Source organism: Clostridium budayi (assembly GCF_055396605.1).
The window spans coordinates 2,799,716-2,819,106 of sequence record NZ_AP042456.1 but is presented as its reverse complement, the minus strand read 5'-3'; the positions used below and the strand labels follow the sequence as shown (position 1 = coordinate 2,819,106).

At 26.8% G+C, this 19,391-nt stretch carries 16 protein-coding genes, 1 pseudogene and 1 riboswitch; of the genes and pseudogenes, 7 read left to right on the top strand and 10 right to left on the bottom strand.

The features are described 5' to 3' along the window. The first annotated feature begins 137 nt into the window (after positions 1 to 137). Both ACZ5TJ_RS13635 and ACZ5TJ_RS13630 read left to right on the top strand, forming a co-directional pair. Positions 138 to 929: a 5'-methylthioadenosine/adenosylhomocysteine nucleosidase gene (locus tag ACZ5TJ_RS13635; protein WP_464200406.1), complete on the top strand. Its 792-nt coding sequence runs from the start codon at positions 138 to 140 to the stop codon at positions 927 to 929. Positions 930 to 1,056: 127 nt separating this feature from the next. Beyond that, a riboswitch (SAM riboswitch) is annotated at positions 1,057 to 1,224 on the top strand. Between the two features lie 77 nt (positions 1,225 to 1,301). After that, the gene (locus ACZ5TJ_RS13630; protein WP_464200405.1) at positions 1,302 to 2,597 is read left to right on the top strand and encodes a Na+/H+ antiporter NhaC family protein; all 1,296 of its coding nucleotides are present in this window, start codon (positions 1,302 to 1,304) and stop codon (positions 2,595 to 2,597) included. Between the two features lie 48 nt (positions 2,598 to 2,645). Here the strand turns inward: ACZ5TJ_RS13630 and ispF are convergent, their stop codons facing one another. Continuing rightward, a complete protein-coding gene (ispF, locus tag ACZ5TJ_RS13625) occupies positions 2,646 to 3,116 on the bottom strand; it encodes a 2-C-methyl-D-erythritol 2,4-cyclodiphosphate synthase (RefSeq protein WP_464200404.1) in 471 nt (156 codons plus the stop codon). Between the two features lie 296 nt (positions 3,117 to 3,412). Here ispF and ACZ5TJ_RS13620 point away from each other — a divergent pair, with 296 nt between their 5' ends. The 4 genes from ACZ5TJ_RS13620 to ACZ5TJ_RS13605 all read left to right on the top strand — a co-directional run bounded on the left by ACZ5TJ_RS13620 (position 3,413) and on the right by ACZ5TJ_RS13605 (position 7,660). Beyond that, entirely contained in the window at positions 3,413 to 4,426 is a 1,014-nt protein-coding gene (locus ACZ5TJ_RS13620; protein ID WP_464200403.1) for an anti-sigma factor domain-containing protein, read from the top strand. A 31-nt stretch (positions 4,427 to 4,457) separates the two neighbouring features. Next, positions 4,458 to 5,276 carry a 23S rRNA pseudouridine(2604) synthase RluF gene (gene rluF, locus ACZ5TJ_RS13615; protein WP_464200402.1) on the top strand — a complete coding sequence of 273 codons (819 nt, stop codon included), beginning with the start codon at positions 4,458 to 4,460 and terminating at the stop codon, positions 5,274 to 5,276. A gap of 262 nt (positions 5,277 to 5,538) precedes the next feature. Next, positions 5,539 to 6,255, top strand: a complete 717-nt coding sequence (locus tag ACZ5TJ_RS13610) for a DUF3298 and DUF4163 domain-containing protein (RefSeq protein WP_052950942.1) — start codon at positions 5,539 to 5,541, stop codon at positions 6,253 to 6,255. A gap of 28 nt (positions 6,256 to 6,283) precedes the next feature. Further along, positions 6,284 to 7,660 (top strand): aldehyde dehydrogenase, encoded by a 1,377-nt coding sequence (locus tag ACZ5TJ_RS13605; RefSeq protein WP_464200401.1) that lies wholly within the window; start codon positions 6,284 to 6,286, stop codon positions 7,658 to 7,660. Between the two features lie 40 nt (positions 7,661 to 7,700). On the opposite strand, the gene ACZ5TJ_RS13600 is transcribed toward ACZ5TJ_RS13605, so the two are convergent. Next, entirely contained in the window at positions 7,701 to 10,343 is a 2,643-nt protein-coding gene (locus ACZ5TJ_RS13600; protein ID WP_464200400.1) for a cation-translocating P-type ATPase, read from the bottom strand. Positions 10,344 to 10,692: 349 nt separating this feature from the next. Here ACZ5TJ_RS13600 and ACZ5TJ_RS13595 point away from each other — a divergent pair. Then, a pseudogene (locus tag ACZ5TJ_RS13595) lies at positions 10,693 to 11,301 on the top strand (mannose-1-phosphate guanylyltransferase); the annotation flags it as partial. A gap of 105 nt (positions 11,302 to 11,406) precedes the next feature. Here ACZ5TJ_RS13595 and ACZ5TJ_RS13590 read toward each other — a convergent pair. The 8 genes from ACZ5TJ_RS13590 to ACZ5TJ_RS13555 all read right to left on the bottom strand — a co-directional run bounded on the left by ACZ5TJ_RS13590 (position 11,407) and on the right by ACZ5TJ_RS13555 (position 19,150). Continuing rightward, positions 11,407 to 13,011 carry a recombinase family protein gene (locus tag ACZ5TJ_RS13590; RefSeq protein WP_464200399.1) on the bottom strand — a complete coding sequence of 535 codons (1,605 nt, stop codon included), beginning with the start codon at positions 13,009 to 13,011 and terminating at the stop codon, positions 11,407 to 11,409. Positions 13,012 to 13,027: 16 nt separating this feature from the next. Then, positions 13,028 to 13,201, bottom strand: a complete 174-nt coding sequence (locus ACZ5TJ_RS13585) for a hypothetical protein (RefSeq protein ID WP_320683338.1) — start codon at positions 13,199 to 13,201, stop codon at positions 13,028 to 13,030. A gap of 69 nt (positions 13,202 to 13,270) precedes the next feature. Then, entirely contained in the window at positions 13,271 to 14,950 is a 1,680-nt protein-coding gene (locus tag ACZ5TJ_RS13580) for a recombinase family protein (protein ID WP_464200398.1), read from the bottom strand. Next, a complete protein-coding gene (locus ACZ5TJ_RS13575) occupies positions 14,877 to 16,649 on the bottom strand; it encodes a recombinase family protein (protein ID WP_464200397.1) in 1,773 nt (590 codons plus the stop codon). Before ACZ5TJ_RS13575 ends, ACZ5TJ_RS13580 begins: the two co-directional genes overlap by 74 nt. Beyond that, entirely contained in the window at positions 16,642 to 16,782 is a 141-nt protein-coding gene (locus ACZ5TJ_RS13570; protein WP_320683335.1) for a hypothetical protein, read from the bottom strand. Before ACZ5TJ_RS13570 ends, ACZ5TJ_RS13575 begins: the two co-directional genes overlap by 8 nt. A gap of 63 nt (positions 16,783 to 16,845) precedes the next feature. Continuing rightward, positions 16,846 to 17,517, bottom strand: a complete 672-nt coding sequence (locus tag ACZ5TJ_RS13565; RefSeq protein WP_448875355.1) for a RecB family exonuclease — start codon at positions 17,515 to 17,517, stop codon at positions 16,846 to 16,848. A 121-nt stretch (positions 17,518 to 17,638) separates the two neighbouring features. Then, the gene (locus tag ACZ5TJ_RS13560) at positions 17,639 to 18,019 is read right to left on the bottom strand and encodes a helix-turn-helix transcriptional regulator (RefSeq protein WP_320683411.1); all 381 of its coding nucleotides are present in this window, start codon (positions 18,017 to 18,019) and stop codon (positions 17,639 to 17,641) included. Positions 18,020 to 18,085: 66 nt separating this feature from the next. Beyond that, on the bottom strand, positions 18,086 to 19,150 hold the full coding sequence (locus ACZ5TJ_RS13555; RefSeq protein ID WP_464200396.1) for a hypothetical protein: 1,065 nt from the start codon (positions 19,148 to 19,150) through the stop codon (positions 18,086 to 18,088). Positions 19,151 to 19,391: the final 241 nt, after the last annotated feature.

Below are 19,391 nucleotides of genomic sequence, written 5' to 3'. Positions count from 1 at the left end.
AAGAAAAAGTATAACCTAAAATTTAAAAAATAAATAAAAAAGTAGTTGATATATTAAAAATAATGTGATATAAAAATGTATGAAAAACGAACTAAAAAAATAAAAACTTAAAAAATATTCGTGAATGGAGACGTAAGATGAAAAAGAAATCATTATTAGTTATGACATTATTATTAATTGTATCGCTATTTAGTTTTTTAGGATGTAGTAAGACGAACGATACTTCTAAAGAAAAAGTTTTAGGAGTTATAGGTGCAATGGAAGAAGAAGTAGCAATACTTAAAGGAAAAATGAAAATAGAAGATACCTTAAAGGAAGCTGGAATGGAATTCTATAAAGGTAATTTAGATGGAAAAGAAATAGTTTTAGTACGTTCAGGTGTTGGTAAAGTAAATATGGCAGCTTGCACTCAAATTTTAGTAGATAAATTTAATGTTTCAGCAGTTATAAACTCAGGGGTAGCTGGAACTATGGACCCAGAATTAAAGCAAGGAGATATAGTTATTTCAACAGATGCAGTTCAACATGATTTTGATACAACAGCTTGTGGCGACCCACTTGGTGAGATATCAAGACTTGGAATTACTTTCTTTAAGGCTGATAAAGGTATGATAGATACTTTAGAGAAGGCTTCAAAAAATGTTAATGGAATAACTGTTAAGGAAGGTCGTGTAGCATCAGGAGACCAATTTGTTGCAGGTGGAGAAGTTTCTAAAAGAATTAAAAAGAATTTTGGAAATGTTGGAGCTGTAGAAATGGAAGGAGCTTCAATGGCTCAAGTTGCTTATTTAAACAATATACCATTTGTAATAATTCGTTCAATATCAGATAAAGCAGATGGATCAGCAGATTTATCTTATGAGCAATTCTTACCTATTGCATCTAAAAATGCAAGCTCACTATTAGAAGAGTTTATAAAGCTATATTAATTAAACATAAAGAAAAGATGTATTAATTGTTTTTTCTTTTAATATAATTTAATATAGATTCCAAAATAAAATAATTGACACTTATAAATGAAATTGTTAAAATAGTAAATAATTAAAATTAAATAAAGTCTTATCAAGAGTGGTGGAGGGACTGGCCCTATGAAACCCGGCAACCTACTAAGTTAGTAATTAGGTTATGAATGTGTACTATCAATTAGTTTTGATGGTTATATTTTAATGCAAATTATTAATAGTGTGGTGCTAATTCCAGCAGTATTAAACTGATAGATAAGTAGTGGTTTATAGAGTATATAAAGCATCTGATTTCTATCAGAAGCTTTTTTTTATTACATAAAGTAGGAGGGAAATAAAATGAAAAAAGGAAATCCACTAGCATTATTACCATTGTTAGTATTTATAGTTGTATATTTAGGAATATCTATAATTGCAAAAGATTTTTATGCTGTTTCAGTAATAATACCGTTTTTAATTTCAGCTATTGTAGCTTTAATTATGAATAGAAAAATTAAGTTTGAGGAAAAATTACATATTTTTTGTAAGGGTGCTGGAAATCCAGATATAATTCTTATGATACTTATATTTGTTTTAGCTGGTGCTTTTGCACAAATTGCAAAAGCTATGGGAGCAGTTGATTCAACTGTTAATCTAGGACTTTCAGTGTTACCTGCCAGTATTTTAGTATCAGGAATATTTATAGTTGCATGTTTTATTGCATTATCAGTTGGAACATCAATGGGAACAATTGTAGCTCTTGTACCAATAGCTGTTGGAATATCAGACAAGACAGGAATTGCAATTGGAATAGTTGTTGGAGCAGTTGTAAGTGGGGCTATGTTTGGAGATAACTTATCTATAATTTCAGATACAACTATAGCAGCAACAAGAACACAAAAATGCGAAATGAGAGATAAGTTTAAGATGAATTTTAAAATAGTTCTTCCAGCTGCAATAATAACAGCTATACTATTTACAGTAATAACATCAGGGACAAGCTCTTATGCATTAGGAAATTATGATTATAGTTTAATAAAGATATTACCTTATGTTGGGGTTTTAGTGTTCGCTTTAATTGGAGTTAATGTTATATTTGTATTATCATCTGGAATAATACTTGCAGGAGTAATTGGAATAGCAACAAGTAGTTTTGATATTATAGGCTTATTTCAAAATATGGCCCAAGGAATTTCAGGAATGAGCGAACTTATAATAATTTCATTACTTATAGCAGGAACAATAAGCATTATAAAACATAATGGCGGAATTGATTTTATATTACACAAAGGACTTAAGAATTTTAAAACAAGAAGGGGAGCAGAACTTGGAATAGGAGCATTAGTAAGCTTAGTTGATATTTGTACTGCAAACAATACTATTGCGATTGTAACAGTTGGTCCTATAGCAAAAGATATATCAGATGAGTTTGATTTAGAACCAAAGAGAGTTGCTGGAATACTTGATATGTTCTCTTGTGCTTTCCAAGGTATAATACCATATGGTGCACAACTTATATCAGCAGCAGGACTTGCAGCTATATCACCATTTCAAATAATGAAATATTTATTCTATCCATATTTAATGGGTATATCAGCAGTTATAGCTATATTTGTTTACTGGAGCAGAAATAAGGAAAGAAATATAATAGAATAATAAAAATCCTCTAAGGGCTAATTACCTTAGAGGTTTTTATTTTAGAAATTAATCATTTAATAGACAAATAGCTTGTGAAGAAATTCCAAGTTTTTCACCAGTAAAGCCAAGACCTTCTTCTGTTGTAGCTTTTACATTGACTTTATTTACGTCTATTTCTAGAGCTTTTGCAATATTATTTCTCATCTCCATAATATGCGGAGCCATCTTTGGTTTTTCTGCGATGATTGTTGCATCTATATTACCAATTGTAAAGTTATTTTTATAAAGTAATTTACCGACTTCTTCTAGTAATTTTACACTAGATATACCTTTATATTTTGGATCCGTATCAGGGAAGTGTTTTCCTATATCACCTAAAGCTGAAGCTCCAAGTAATGAATCCATAATAGCATGTATAAGAACATCAGCGTCAGAATGTCCAAGAAGTCCAAGTTCATGTGGTATTTTGACACCACCAAGTATTAAATCTCTGTCTTTAACTAATCGATGCACATCATAACCTAATCCAATACGCATATACCTTCACCTCTTTAAAAAATCTTCCTTAATTTTAACATAAAAATTTACAGCAAAGAAGTAAGGCTTACTAACCTTTATGCGTTTATATTTAAAATCTACATAAATTACATTTGATTTCATTGAAATTACCATAAATTTATTAGTATTTAATATAATATATTAGAAAAGTATGTAATAAATGATTATTAATTTGTAATTTGATTTAAAAAAATTAGGGATTTAGGTATAATTAAAGAGAATGATAGAGAGTGATTTTATGGAATTATATAACTTTTTATAAGGGGGATTAAAAAATGGAGATCTTTAACAGAAATAAATATAGATTTTCAAATTTACCTAGTTTATTTGAAATAACTGAAGAAGCAAATAAAATTAGGGGAGAGCAAATATCGTTAATGATAAAAGAATTATATTTATATAAAGTAATTCTTAAAGATTTATTTATTATAGAACCAAATCCTAAGGATATGGATTTAATTTTAAATATAGCATTTTATATAATAGAAGAGCCAGAACTTATAGAATATTTTCAAGAAAAAAGAAGAATACCTATAAATATACTTTCAAAACATACTAAACAATCAAAAATATTTATTGAAAAGTACAGTGATTATATAATTACTTATGCAGTTATATTCTCAAATCCTAATTATAAACTTATTCAAGATTATATGAAAATAGATGAAATAGAAGATACGGAAAATGATGAGAAAAAAGAGGAACAAAACATAATTCCTTTTAATCAAGGAGAAGATAAAGGGGTAAGAGGAATTGTACTTAAGAAGATGAAAAATTCGTTATTTATATTGACTAGTATGGGAGAGTTTAAAAAGGTAAAGTCAGATGAAGAATGTATAGTAGGGGAAGAAGTTAGTGGAACTATAAAAAAGGGATTTAAAGAATATAAAATACAAATAGGCATTGCTATAGTAATACTTGTTGCTATTTTGGGTGGCTTTTATTTTAAATATACAAGTATAGATAGAACAATACTAATAAATACAACATCTCAAATTAAGCTTCATGTAAATTCTTTTGGAAAAGTCGTTGATGCATATTCAGGTACTACAAAAGGTCAAGAAATGTTAAATAAGATAGATACAAAAAATGCGAAATTAGATAGTGCCATGAAAAATATATTAGAATATGCAAAGAATAATAATATGATTCCAGATAGTTCTATATTGGTTACTGTAACAGGTGATCCTATAAAATATGGAACTTTAGAAGAAACTAGCGAGTTTGTACATGATAATGATATTAAGTTAAGAATAAATAATGCTGGAAATGAACAAAAATTATTTTGAAATTCGAAAAAATAGAAAAAGGAAGATATAGATGAAAAAAAGCTATAAAGGATATAGTAAGAAGAAAAACAATAAAAATAAACAAAAAGAAATAAATAATATAATAGTTCATAATGATAGAAGTGATGAAATTCGTCTAAACAAATATATAAGTGAAACAGGAATATGTTCAAGAAGAGAAGCTGATAAGCTAATAGAACAAGGAAAAGTAACAATAGATGGAAAGATAGCTACTATGGGAACTAAAGTTTCTAAAGGGCAAGTAGTTAAAGTAAATGGAAGAAAAATATCTAAAGAAGAGGAGCTTGTATATATAGTTTTAAATAAACCTGTTGGAATTACTTGTACTACTGAGAAAAAAGTTAAAGGGAATATAGTTGATTTCGTTAATCATAAAAAGAGGATTTTCCCAATAGGGAGATTAGATAAAGATTCTCAAGGTTTAATACTTTTAACTAATGATGGCGATATAGTAAACAAAATACTTAGAGCTGGAAATAACCATGATAAAGAATATATTGTTACTGTAGATAAAAAGATAACAGATGATTTTATTAAGAAAATGGCAAGTGGAGTTAGAATACTTGGAACTGTAACTAAAGAGTGTTTTGTTAAGAAAGAGAATGATTATACATTTAGAATAATATTAACTCAAGGAATGAATAGACAAATAAGAAGAATGAGTGAAGCTTTAGGTTATGAAGTTAAGAAGCTTAAAAGAATAAGAATAATGAATATAAATTTAGGCGATTTAAAAATAGGTGAGTGGAGAGACTTAACTATAAAAGAGCTTAAAGGATTAAATGAACTAATACAAGGTTCTGTAAAAACAAAAGATGTTGATCTTTAAAAAGAGGTGTTTTTTAACATCTCTTTTTCATTTAATAAATAATATGGGGATTGTAATTTATGAATATTTAAACAAATATTAATCAGAGTTTTAAAAATTTAAAATAAATACAAAATATTACTAACATAATCCACAAGTGCCTGTGGATAAGTTGTTACAAACTTGTTGATAGTGATGTAGATAATTTAATGATTTTTGAGGAATACTATAAAAAAAGTAAAATTTTCAACAGAATTTGTTGGAAAAAGTAGGAGTTGATTTTATGAAAAGTGGTATTTTCAAGGGTTTAGCTATATTGTGGATAACTTTTTTTGTGACTTGTTGTTCACAGGGGGTGTGGATAAGTGCTCAAAATGAGGATTATGGAAATAGTTTAATAAAGCCAATACAAATAAGAGAAAAGAATAAATGTATAGACATTAACGTTAAATATCCTTATATAAATAGCGAAATAGGAACTAAAGTAAATAATCAAATAAAAAATTATACAGATAATTGGATTAAAGAAACTAAGGATGTATTAGAAGATTATAAAAAACATGGTTACATATGTAATGTAGGGTTTGAATTAGTATCTGAGTATTTTGTAACAAGAGAATCAGAGGATTTAATAAGTTTTTACACAGATTATTATCAATTTACAGCAGGTGCACATGGTATTACAACAAGGAAGGCATATGCTGTGGATAGAAAAACAGGAGAGCCTTTAAAGATAAATAAATTATTTAAAAAAGGATATGATTATAAGACAATTATAGATAAAGAGATTAGAAAACAGATATCTAAAGATAAAGAAAAGTATTTTGATGAGGGTAAAAACTTTAAGGGAATTAATAATGATGTGAAATTTTATATTAGAGGAAACAATATAGTTATTTATTATAGTCAATATGAAATAGCACCATATGCTTCAGGTATACCAGAATTTAATATACCAATAAGTATGTTTAATCAAAATTTCATATATGATAAAATTTAATTAAACGTATAAAAAGGAGATCATAAGGATGGGTTATTTAGAAGAGGTTTTAGAAGAACAAAAAAACTTTTTTAAAACTAACAAAACAAAAGATGTAAATTTTAGAATAGAACAATTAAAGAAACTAAAATCAATTATAAAAGAAAATGAAGATAGAATATTAGAAGCCTTAAAGAAAGATTTGAATAAATCTTTCTTTGAGGGTTATGAATCGGAAATTGGAATAGTATATGAAGAAATAAATTATCAAATAAAGCATTTAAGAAAGTGGACAAGAAGAAAAAGGGTATCGGGATCAATTATATATTTTAAAAGTAAGGCTTATATATATAAAGAGCCATACGGAGTCACACTTATAATAGGTCCGTTTAATTATCCATTTCAACTTATAATGGCACCACTTATTGGAGCAATAGCTGGAGGAAATTGTGCTGTTTTAAAACCATCAGAACATTCAAAATATACATCTGAAGTTTTAGAAGAAATAATAAATAATGGATTTGAAAGTAATTATATAAAAGTAGTTGAGCCATCAGGAGGAAAAGAAGCAGTAACTAAGCTATTAGAATTAAGGTTTGATTATATATTCTTTACTGGAAGTGTTAAAGTTGGAAAGATAGTTATGGAAAAAGCATCTAAAAATTTAATTCCAGTAACATTAGAGCTTGGTGGAAAGAGTCCTTGTATTGTTGATAAGGATGCAAATTTAGAGTTAAGTGCTAAAAGAATAGTTTGGGGAAAACTTTTAAATGCAGGACAAACTTGTATTGCTCCAGATTATTTAATGATTCACAAGGAAGTTAAAGAAAAGTTTTTAAAATTATTAGTTGAAGAAATAAAAAAACAATTTGGAGATAATATTGAGAGTAATGATGAATATCCCAAAATAATAAGAGAAGCAGAAGTTATAAGACTTAAGAATTATTTAGATGATGGAAAGATTTATTATGGTGGAAAATATAATGTAGAAAATAGATTTATGATGCCAACTATACTTACAGACGTACCTTTAGATAGTAAGGTTATGACGAATGAAATATTTGGACCAATATTTCCTGTAATAGAATTTGATAATTTAGATAATGTTATTGAGTTTGTAAATAATAGAGAAAAACCATTAGCATTATATTATTTCTCAAATGATGATAATAAAGTAGAACATATTTTAAAGAGTATAAGTTCGGGTGGAGTAACTATAAATGATACTATACTACATGTTGGTTTTTGTAATCTTCCTTTTGGAGGAGTAGGGAATAGTGGTATTGGAAGTTATCATGGTAAAGCAAGTTTTGATACATTTACTCATAAAAAGTCAGTAGTTAAGAGAAGCAATTTTATAGAATTCCCATTTAGGTTTGCGCCTTATAAAGATAAAATAAAGTTACTTAGAAAAGTTATGAAATAAAAAAGTACCCTATAGAAATTTCTATAGGGTACTTTTTATTTTAAATAGTAGCTTTACTATCTTCTGTAGAATCATCTTTAGAGAAAGCTTGTCTAAATACTTTATATCCTTGAATTATAACTGTTGGTAGGAATGCTAATAAATAAATTAAACCTACTTGAGTTAATGTAAGTGGTGCAACTTCAAATAATTTTTGTAGTGGCTTAATAAATAAAACTAAATTTAGAAGTATTGTACCACCTAAGAATGCGTATACTGAATATTTATTACTTGTTAAACCAAGTTTAAATATTGAAGCTTTACTACGACAGTTAAATCCGTGGAATAGTCTACCTAAGCAAAGTGTTGAGAATGCCATAGTGCTAGCAACTGCATTATTACCTGAAGCAAGTCCAATATGGAATGCTATTAAAGTAAAGATTGCTATAATTAAACCTTCAACACCTATAGCAGTTATAAAATCTTTAGTTAATATTGATTCTTTACTATCCCTAGGTTTTTCTTTTAGAAGGTCTTTTCTAGGCTTTTCCATACCTATTGCAATAGCAGGTAAACTATCAGTTAATAAGTTTATAAACAATAAGTGTACTGGCATAAATGGTACAGGAAGTGCTGCTATTGAAGCATAAAGTACAGCTAGTATACCAGAAGTATTACCTGAAAGTAAGAATCTAATTGAGTTCTTTATGTTTTCATAAACGTTTCTTCCGTTAGTTATAGCTTTTACTATTGTAGCAAAGTTATCATCTGTAAGTATCATAGATGCAGCATCTTTTGAAACTTCTGTACCTGTAATTCCCATTGCAATACCGATATCAGCTTGTTTAAGTGCTGGAGCATCATTAACACCGTCACCAGTCATAGCAACAATTTTGTCTTTACTTTGCCATGCTCTTACGATTCTAATTTTATGTTCTGGAGAAACTCTAGCATATACAGAAATATGATCAAGTTTTCTCATAAGCTCTTCATCACTCATATTATTAAGTTCTAAACCACTAATTGCCATGTCTCCATCTTGAAGTATTCCAATTTGTTTAGCAATAGCAGATGCAGTAATTTTATGGTCACCAGTAATCATTATTGGTTTTATTCCTGCTTTTATACAGTCAGAAACTGCTTCAGCAGATTCTACTCTTGGTGGATCTATCATTGATATTAATCCTAAGAATGTATAGTTATCTTCATCTTCTAAAGTTAAATCACGAACACCATCAAGTTCTTTATATGAGAATGCTAGAACTCTTAATCCCTTTTGTGAAAGTTCCATATTTGTATCTATAATATTTTGCTTATCTTCTTCTGTTATAGGTCTTACCCCTTCTTTAGTCATAATAGAAGTAACTCTGTTTAAAAGAACATCGAAAGCACCTTTAGTGAACATTATAGTTTTATTATCTATAGTATGAACTGTACTCATAAGTTTTCTATCTGAGTCAAATGGAATTTCCTTAAGTCTTTTAAATTCATTTCTAATAACAATTTCTTTTAATCCATATATATGAGCAAGATTTACAAGAGCAACTTCAGTTGGATCACCAAGCTCTTTTCCATCAACAGAAGTTGAATCATTACATAAAACAGCAGCTTTTAATAAGTAATCATCAACTTTATTATTTAAGTCTATCTCATCAGATTTTATTAAAGAGCCATCAACATAGATTTCTTGTGTTGTCATTTTATTTTGAGTTAAAGTACCGGTCTTATCTGAACAAATAACAGATACAGAACCAAGTCCTTCAACAGCTTTAAGTGATTTTATAATAGCATTTTCTTTTGCCATCTTTTGGGTTCCAAGTGCAAGTACTATTGTAACTATAGAACTTAAAGCTTCAGGAATAGCAGCAACAGCAAGGGCAACAGCAAATATTAATGAATCTAGCACCGGAGTATTTCTATAAATACTTAATAAAAATACAACAATACAAATTGCTAATATAGCAATGGCAAGCTTTTTAGAAAAGTCATCCATACTTTTTTGAAGTGGTGTTTTCTTTTCTTTTGTTTCTTCCATTAAAGTAGCTATTTTACCAAGTTCAGTATTCATACCAGTTGAAGTAACAACAACAAGAGCACGTCCATAAGTTACAAGAGAACTTGAGAATACCATATTCTTTTGGTCACCTAAAGCAACTTCATCTGATTTTATAATTTCAGAACTTTTATTCACGCTTTCTGATTCACCTGTTAATGAACTTTCATTAACTTGAAGAGAAAAGCTTTCTATGATTCTACCGTCAGCAACAACTAAGTCACCAGCTTCAAGAACTAATATATCACCAGGTACAACGTCTTTAGATGTAACCTCAATTTTTTCACCGTTACGTATGACCTTAGCATTAGGAGCAGAGAGTGCTTTCAAGCTACTTAAAGATTGCTCCGCTTTAACATGTTGTACGGTTCCAAGTATTGCATTTAAAATAATAACAGCAAATATAACAATTGTACTTTCTACATTTCCAGTAGCAATAGAAATAATACCTGCAATTATTAGGATTATCACTAGTAAATCTTTAAATTGTTCTAAGAATACTTCGAATGTGCTTTTTTTCTTTGTTTCTTTTAAAGCATTAATACCATATTTTTCTCTGGATTCTTGAACTTTTTCTTTTGTTAAACCTTCTTTTGATGTTTTAAAAAAATCTAAAACATTTGAAATAGATTTGTTAAAATAAGTCTTCATTAAATATTTCTCCTTTCAAAAACAGTTTTTTAACAAAAAAGAGACTTTTAATATAAATTACGAAATTAAGTGTTTCGTAATTTATATTAAAAGTCTCGTAACCACAAGGGTATATAACACCAGGTACAAAATTATACCGAGAATGTTGATGTTACATTTAAAACTACTCCCTTTTAAAATATTAAGTTATTAATATAAGAATATATCTATAGAATTAAAAAGTCAATAGGTATTTTATAAACAAAAATAGTTAAAATTTTTAAGTGATAGAGAAATATAAAGTCACATTGCACAATATAATGAAAATTAACATAGAATACACTATAGTATTACATGGAGTTGAAAGTGTGTGATATACGGGCTTATTTTAGCAGGCGGTAAGGGGAGTAGGTTATATCCTTTGTCTAGGGCTGAAAAACCAAAGCAATTTTTAGATGTTATAAATAATAAAAGTTTTTTGGTTAATACGGTTGAAAGAATTGCTCCTTTAATCGATAAAAAAAATATATACGTAGTTACAAATCAAGACTATAAAGAAAAAATAGAAGAAGAACTTGGTGATATAGATAATGAAAATATTATTACAGAGCCTATGAATAAAGAAACTGCCACATGTATAGGACTTTCAGCAGTTAGACTTTTAAAAAAAGATAGAGATGCAGTAATGATTGTATTGCCATCAGATCACTATATAGAAAATGAAAAGGCATATATAGAGACATTAGCCCAAGCTGTAGAATTAGCAAATAGGAGAAGATGTATAGTAACCTTAGGGATATATCCAGATAGGCCAGAGACTGGATATGGATATATTGAGATGGGCAACAGGGTAAATGGAAATAGACCTGCGTATAAGGTGGCAAGATTTACTGAAAAGCCAAATGTTGAAGTTGCTAAAGATTTCATATATAAGGGAACTTATTTATGGAATTCAGGCATGTTTGTATTTAGAGCAGATGCTCGCATTACAAGATTGCGATGCAAAAATTTCATGAGCTCTATCATTTGTACACATATGTTTCCTCCTAATTGTTTAGCCTATAGATTAAATCTATTAGCTATTTTATTTAAAATATTTAAATTTAATTTTAACAGAACCTGTATCTCCATCTACAAATATTTTATCTATTATTGAAGAAATAAGCTTTTTCTTTGCTTGAACATCTAAAGTATCAACTAATAAAGAAAAGTCTTTTAGCTTATTGACTATATTGTCACAGGTATCTAATAAGTTATTTTGTTTTATTAATTCTGAGTTTAAATCTGTAAGAGATTTGTTTAACTCAATACTTTCATTTTTTAGATTCGTTAACTTGGTAAGCAGAATTTGTACAAGTTCAGGTTCATTAGTAAGGGAAATGTTATTAACAAGATTATTTATCTGTTGCTCATTAATGTGGAGTTTTTCTTGGAGATTTTCATAAAGAAAATTTTCAGAAGAATTTTTTATAGAATTTTTATAATCTTTTAAGCGCTTTATTAAGTAATTTTTATCTATAGAAAATTCTTTTAATTTATTTATTATTAATCTATCAAGCTCAGGACCATCTACATTTTTACATGAACATCGCACTTTACCAGAGTTATGTTTAAGTGTGCACATATAGTAATGCTTTCTAACTGAAGAATTTTTAGTAGGACATCCATAAGCAATTCGCATATGTGAGCCACATTTGGCACAACGAATCATTCCACTTAATAAAGCATTGTGACTACAACCTAAACTAGGGGCTCTAGCTTTATTAGCTTCAGCCATCTTTTGAACATTTAACCATATATCTGAAGCAATAATTCCTTCATGGCTAGATATGGCATATATCCATTCAGATGGGTCTCGAAGTTTTCCATTTTTACCTTTTCTCTTTTTATAAATCAATATTCCATGAATACCATCTACATTACCATAAGTAGTAATTCCAATTGTTTTAAAGTAATCTACTATTTTATTATCTGCTTTAACATAAACAGGATTAGTTAAAATGTTTTTGAGTGTAGTTTTGCTCCAATCTTTTCCGTTACGAGTTTTTATATTATTTTGAAGCATATACTTTTCTACTTGAGAAAAGCTTCCAAGTTCGATATATTTATTAAATATTAGTTCTACTAATTTGATTTCTTTTTTTACAGGAGTTAATTCAGAGTAACTTCGAATTTTTCCACCATTGTCTGTAAAAGTTTTACGATTATTAGTAAAACCAAGAGGACATGAACCACCAAGCCAATAGCCGTTTGAAGCCAATTCATACATATTATCACAGACTCTTTTTGATATAGTTTCTCGCTCAAGTTGACTGAAAACAGAGCATATATACATCATAGCTTTTCCCATTGCAGAATTAGTATCAAATTGCTCTACAACAGATATAAACGAGATATTGTATTTTTCTAGGTCGTTAATTAAATTTGAAAAGTCGCCTATGTTACGGCTAAGTCTATCAAGTTTGTAGCAAATTAATATCTGAAATTTATTTTCTTTAGCATCATTCATTAATCTTATAAATTCAGGTCTATCAGTATTTTTACCTGAAAAACCTTCATCAGAATATACTCTAATATTGGTGACTCCTACATTTTTTAAGTAGTTAGTACATAAATTAATTTGGTTTTCTATAGAATCACCAGTTTCAACAATTTTTGAACGTCTTGCGTAAATTGCGGCTGTTTTCATATAAGTTTACCTCACTTTATAATTCTAATTTAATCTTACTAATTAATGAATTAACAGATTCGATATCCTTAGGAAGGATATCTTCTAATATATCTATAACAGCAGAACTAAGAGATTCAATAAGTGATATATCATCTATAAAAAAATCGTCTTCGATGAATAGTGGAATCTTTGTATATTGATTTGACATTTTCACCCCGAAAAATATAATTGTTATACTTTTAAAGTATATTCAACTAATAGAGAGAAAATTAATGTACTATTTAAAATTTATTTCAACATTATTGTCAGCATCAATTAGTATTTTATCAATAAGCTCATATACAAAAAGACGTAAACATCTATTTTTTAATGAAATATCATCTATAGATATAATTTTATTAAGGGTATCTTTTTTATTAGCAAATATATTTTTTATGTTATCTTTCTTGATAATAGGAGTGCTTATTTTATGATTAAGTAAATTTATGTTATTTATTAATTCTTTTTCGGAGAGCTTCAAATGAATTTTAAATTCTTCTAATGACTCCATAAGACAAACATACTTATTATATTCATCATCACTTAAGTCAATATTAGTGCTATTAAGATATGAAATCTTTTCTTTAGATTTTATAAGCAATTTATTTATATTAGCTAGCTCCAATTCAAGATTTTGTTTTTCTTTAATTAGATGATTCTGTCTATTGAAAAATTCATTATAATATTTTGAATAGAATTTATTTAAATATTCCAAGTCTAATATTGAATTTGCTAAGACATCAGTTAATTGATTGAATACTAGTTGATGTAAGGATTTAGTCTTAATTGTAAATCTTTTTTTGCAATTTTTGTTATTACAAATATAAACACTACCAGAAGAATTACCATGATTTTTGCACATTAAAGCATTTCCACATTTTCTACAAAAGATAATATCTTTTAATAAAAATTGAGTGGATAAAAATTTAGGATTATTTTTTTGCAACTCACGTATATAAATAGATTTATTCCACGTTTCATTATCAATTATTATAAGTTCTTTCATATGGGATGATTTAATATGTTTATCAGGTGATTTTTTCTTAGGATTTCTAGAGCCACCCTTTTTGTTCCACACAATAGTACCAGTATAAATAGGATTGTTTAATATGCTTTTAATTGAATTAAGAGTCCAATGTCTATCATTATTGTATGGATACTCTTTTTTTATAAAAGTTGCTATATTCTGAGGGGTATAACCTAGATTGTATAATTCAAAAATTTTTTTTACTAATATAGCTTCAATACGGTTAATGGTTAATATACTTTTATTTTTGTTATATGAATTAGGATTTGGCTTAAGAAAATATCCATAAGGAGGTGGTCCGCCAGCCCATCTGTTATTAGTAATATTTGTTCTATTACCTAAAAACGTTCTTCCACCAATAATATTAGCTTCTAATGCTGCAAGTGAATTCAAGAGGTTTTCAAAGAAAATATCAGAACTACTATTTCCAGAAGATATCTGCTCACCAGGTTTACAATAAATAATTTCGACATTCAATTTTTTTAGTGTATGGCGTATAAATAGACCTTCATAGATATCCCTAGATAATCTATCATGAGAATACACAAGTAATTTATCAAATCTTTTTAAGTTAGCATCATATATTAGACGACGTAAATCTTTTCTTAGAAAGATACTAGGGCTTAAATCATCATATTCCATAAATTTATCCAGGTCATCGTTAACTAGGTCCATTTTTAGTGTATGAGATGCTGATTGAGTATCATCATAAATTTCAAAGGGGATACCAATCCAGTTGTTTATTGCAATATAATTATTTATGGCTTTTAATTGTACTGATTTAGAGGCATTTCCTTTTTGTTTATCGCTTGATACTCTAATATATATCGCTAACTTTTGGGGGTGTGAATTCGTATTTAATTTTGATTTTTCTAGAATTTTGGTTGCCATAATTAATCACCTTTATTTCTTTTATCAATTCATTAAATAGTAGGAAAAATATATCTTCATTTTTTAATATATAATCAATAGATTCATCAATTTTATCTTGAAGGAACATAGTATTTTCAGTTGGATTAATAAATGTTTCTCTTAAATTCTCGATATAAGATAATCTTTTTCTATATTCATTACACATTTTTAAGTTATTAGTAATTAAAGATTCTTTATTAAATAGTGAATCTAATATATCAGAATCATCATAATTTAGGTAGTTTTCTAAGAGTTCAAACTTATTTAATCTATTATATTTAATGTTACCTTCAAATAATTTTATTTTAGAGCTTATATCATCAGTGAATTTATTAAATGAGTTAGTACTTTTCGATAAGACATCTTTTACTATTGTAGAGAGAATTACTCTTAATAAATCATCTTTATAGAAGATATTACAGTTACTATCTCCACAATGTAAATGTAAATCATCGATTAGTAGGATTTTTTTATTACAAGAGCATTTAAGTTTACCCTTGAAAAGAAAATCTTTGCTTCTATCAGTTTTACCTAAGTCTTTAAAAGCTAGATATGAGTATACGGTTTTAAATATCTCATAAGGGATAACTCCATTTAAGTTATTTGTTTTTATAAACGCAGATTCATCTATACGTTCTTTATAAGTGATATTATCATCATCTCCATCAAGAGAAGTGTACTTCAATCCTTTGCATAAATGATTTGAGTCAAGCAACATATAACCAGCATAGATTGGATTTCTTAATGTTTTATTGAAATTTCCAGGATTTTTTTTATTCCCAGTTTTCTTTTCTATAAAGTAGTGGAAGTTGATAGTTTTTAATTCTTTCATCAAAAGTTCTAGCCCATGTGATGAAATATAAGTATTAAAAGAATTTATTAATTCAATATAATGTTTAGAATAACTTATAGAGTCAGTTATTAAGTCAGAGTTTGTTTCTAAAGAAGAAATTATACTATTAAGCATGTTTCTTGAATCATCTAAAAGAATTTCAAGAGAAGCTATATAGTTATTTTTTATATCTATTTTTTCTTTAATAATATGATTATTATATTCTAAAAAAAGATATCTAATAAAAGCAAGTTTAATTGGTTCACCTATAAAAATTGACTTTGATATATTATTTTCTGATAATACATTTCTAGATTTACGAATATAACCGAAAGGAGAAGTTCTAGCTGCATTATAGGCACCTTGTTGGCGTCTAAATTTTCTACCTTCGCTTGTACGTAAATTTATAGTATTTGGTTCCATTTCGGCAACCATTACAGTTAGATTCTGAAGGAATTCATTATATGATGAATCATCAGGGGATACTTGAGATTCATCAGAATAAATAATTTGTATACCTAATTTATTTAATAATTGTTTTATAGTTATCCAATGATTAAAGTTTCTTACAAGTCTATCTAGCCTATATATAATTAATATCTTAAAACATCCAGCTTTTGCATCCCTTAATAATTTGCTAAAGCCAGGTCTTTGATGAGGAGCTTTTGTTCTAGCAGAAGTGTGGTCTATATAAGTATCATATAAAAGTAAGTTTTTTTTAGATAAAACTTCTTTAGCTAAATTAATTTGACCATTTATAGAATTATTATCATTTGTTGATGATATTCTAGCGTAAATTGCAGCATAGTTTTCGGATGAATTGATTACTGATTTTAAATTATTCATTTTTAATTTCCTCGTTTAAATTATTATTTTCTATTAAAAATGTAATTAATAAACTACTAATTTTATCAATAGTTTTAGGTTTATCCTTATATTTAATTTTAATATTATATTCAATATTTTTACAATTATTCATTTGAAATACCTCCTAAATATAGTGTTTTTCTAATTATCTATAATGTTATAGATAATTAGAAAATTAAAGTTTTATTTGAGTATTCATATCGTTTATTACAGATTTTAAACGCTCTAAAGAATCATTTATAATATCATTACTTATGTTCAATGAAATTTTATTGTTTGTTGATAAATAATAATAACTTATTACATTAGGAATGATATTTAACTTATGTTTTAATAAAATTATGTATAAAGGGAGTTGTATATCAGTAGTCGGGTCAATCATCAAATTTGTATGTAATCCAGTTTTGTAGTCAAGTAATTCTATTTTTCCATCTGAGTTTATAAAAACTTTATCTATTTTTCCGCATATTGATAAGTTAGAGTTGACATTATAAAAAATCATTTGTTCTGATAATAATAACTTTCCTATATCTTTTCTTTCATCAAAATAATTATCTAACATATTTCTAGCTCTAACAAATTCACTTAACATTTCCTCATTTGAATTATATCCCTCTGTAATCCAATTTTTATTTAATAATTTTTGAAGTGAATTTTTAGTTTGTTTTTTCAATGGAAGAAGATTAAAATCATTTAAAGTTGAATGAATAGATGTACCAAAAATAAGGCTTTTAGATTTTTGTGTATTATTAGATGAAGACTTATTTAGGTATTTATTTATATAAGTTGATTTGTTTTTATAAAAGGTATTGATGCTAGAACTACTAATAATTAACTTTTTTCTCACATTTATCACCTCAGAAGCAATTATTAGCATATTTAATAAAAAATATTCATTTTAATGAATTTATAATTCAAAATATTATATTTAGGTATAAAAAAATAACCTAATTCTTATTTGAATTAGGTTATTTATATATATCTGATAAGTAATTTATTTCATATATTAATTTTGAACACAATGTATTTATTTTAGAGTCATTCCAGTCTACATTAACCCCGAATTCAATTAATTTTTTTAATATAAAATCGAAATTAGGATAGTTGGTATCATAAGTATTAATAATTGGATTTAAATCATAGGAGATTATTTCAGGAGTAGGTATATTCAATATTTCGCTTAGTTTATATAACAAATTAAGATTAAACGTGTCCGTTTTTCCATTTTCAATATTATTTATAAGTCCAGTAGAAACATTTAATAATTTAGCTAGTTCTTGGGTTGAATATCCCTTCTCTTTTCTAGTATTTTTTATTATATTTCCTGCATTAATTATTATCTTGTCCATAGTAAAACCCCCTAAAAATAATAGTTATTTATATTGTGGACAAGTTAATTTTATTTTATGCAATTACTATTCAAAATCAAGATTAGAGATTATTAAAAGACTTAGGTTTACAGCTAAGTCATTATAACTCATATTATAATTACGCATTTTTTTGGCATCAAAAACATTTTTTTTATAAAAAAAGTTAAATGCTTTATCTACTAATGATACCTTTACTTTGACGTCAAGAATTCTATCATTTGGAGAAAAAGCACTAGCAGTATCTAAAGGATTTATAAAAAGCAGATTTTTAAGCATATTCTTTTCTTTGGATTTTAAATGTTCTAATTCAGCTTTTGCATTTTTTAAGTCATTTTCAAGAGTTGAGTAATTATCTAATAGTAATTTATACTTATCTTGAGTTTCTTCAGTAGATTTGATTGCGCTATCCCTTTCCAATGTTAGTTGAATTATTTTTTCATCATAATCTTTATTTATTATTGTAAATTTATCTATTTCTGTATTAGAAGTTGCAGTTGGATTATGTCTAGTAATATGTTTTAATATATATTCATCAATAACATTTGATGGAATAACATATTGATTTTCTAGTAATGATAAAAGTTTTGAATTAATTTCTTCATCTGATAAATCGTTTAAATCCTTATTAATGTTATTTTTATTAATTATCTCTATTAACATATCTAGGGTTAACCTAGGTTTATAAATTTGAGTAGAATCAGCTTTTTTATGATTTTTAACTACTGTTAAACCATTAGTAGGATTATTTTTTATAAATTTAATAATTTTAATTATCTGCTTACGTATATTATGGCTTGTACTAAAGTCTATAGGGAAATTTCCTGCTAGTACTTTCTGAACTTCATCCTTGTTTTTGCAACTTAAAAGTTTACTATAAAGATTAGGATTTTCTTTATAACAATAATTAATAGTTATTGATGCTTTTAAAAATTGTGAAAGTTCTTTTTTGAAATTTTTCCAATCCTGATTTTCTAGAGGAAACTTATCCAGTATAATTTGTTCGTTATTTTTAATAAAAATTTTAACGTAATTAATATTAAGATTACTTATCTCATTTAATCTTTCTGTTAAAAGGTAATTATATATATTTTGAAATGCTTGGTTACTCAATTTGCCCCCTTTTATATAGCAATTGTTGTAATATTATTTATATTGTAAAATGTCAAAAAATATTAATAAATTTAAATGAAAATGCAATATTTTTTTGTTTGAAAATTATACTTACACACTGATTGTGATAAAATTAAACATATGTAATGTTAAATTTTTGTTTAACGTTAGTAAAATAGCCGTATTGATTGGAAAAAAATACGAGCATATGTAACAACAAGTTAAAAAATAAATTTAAGAA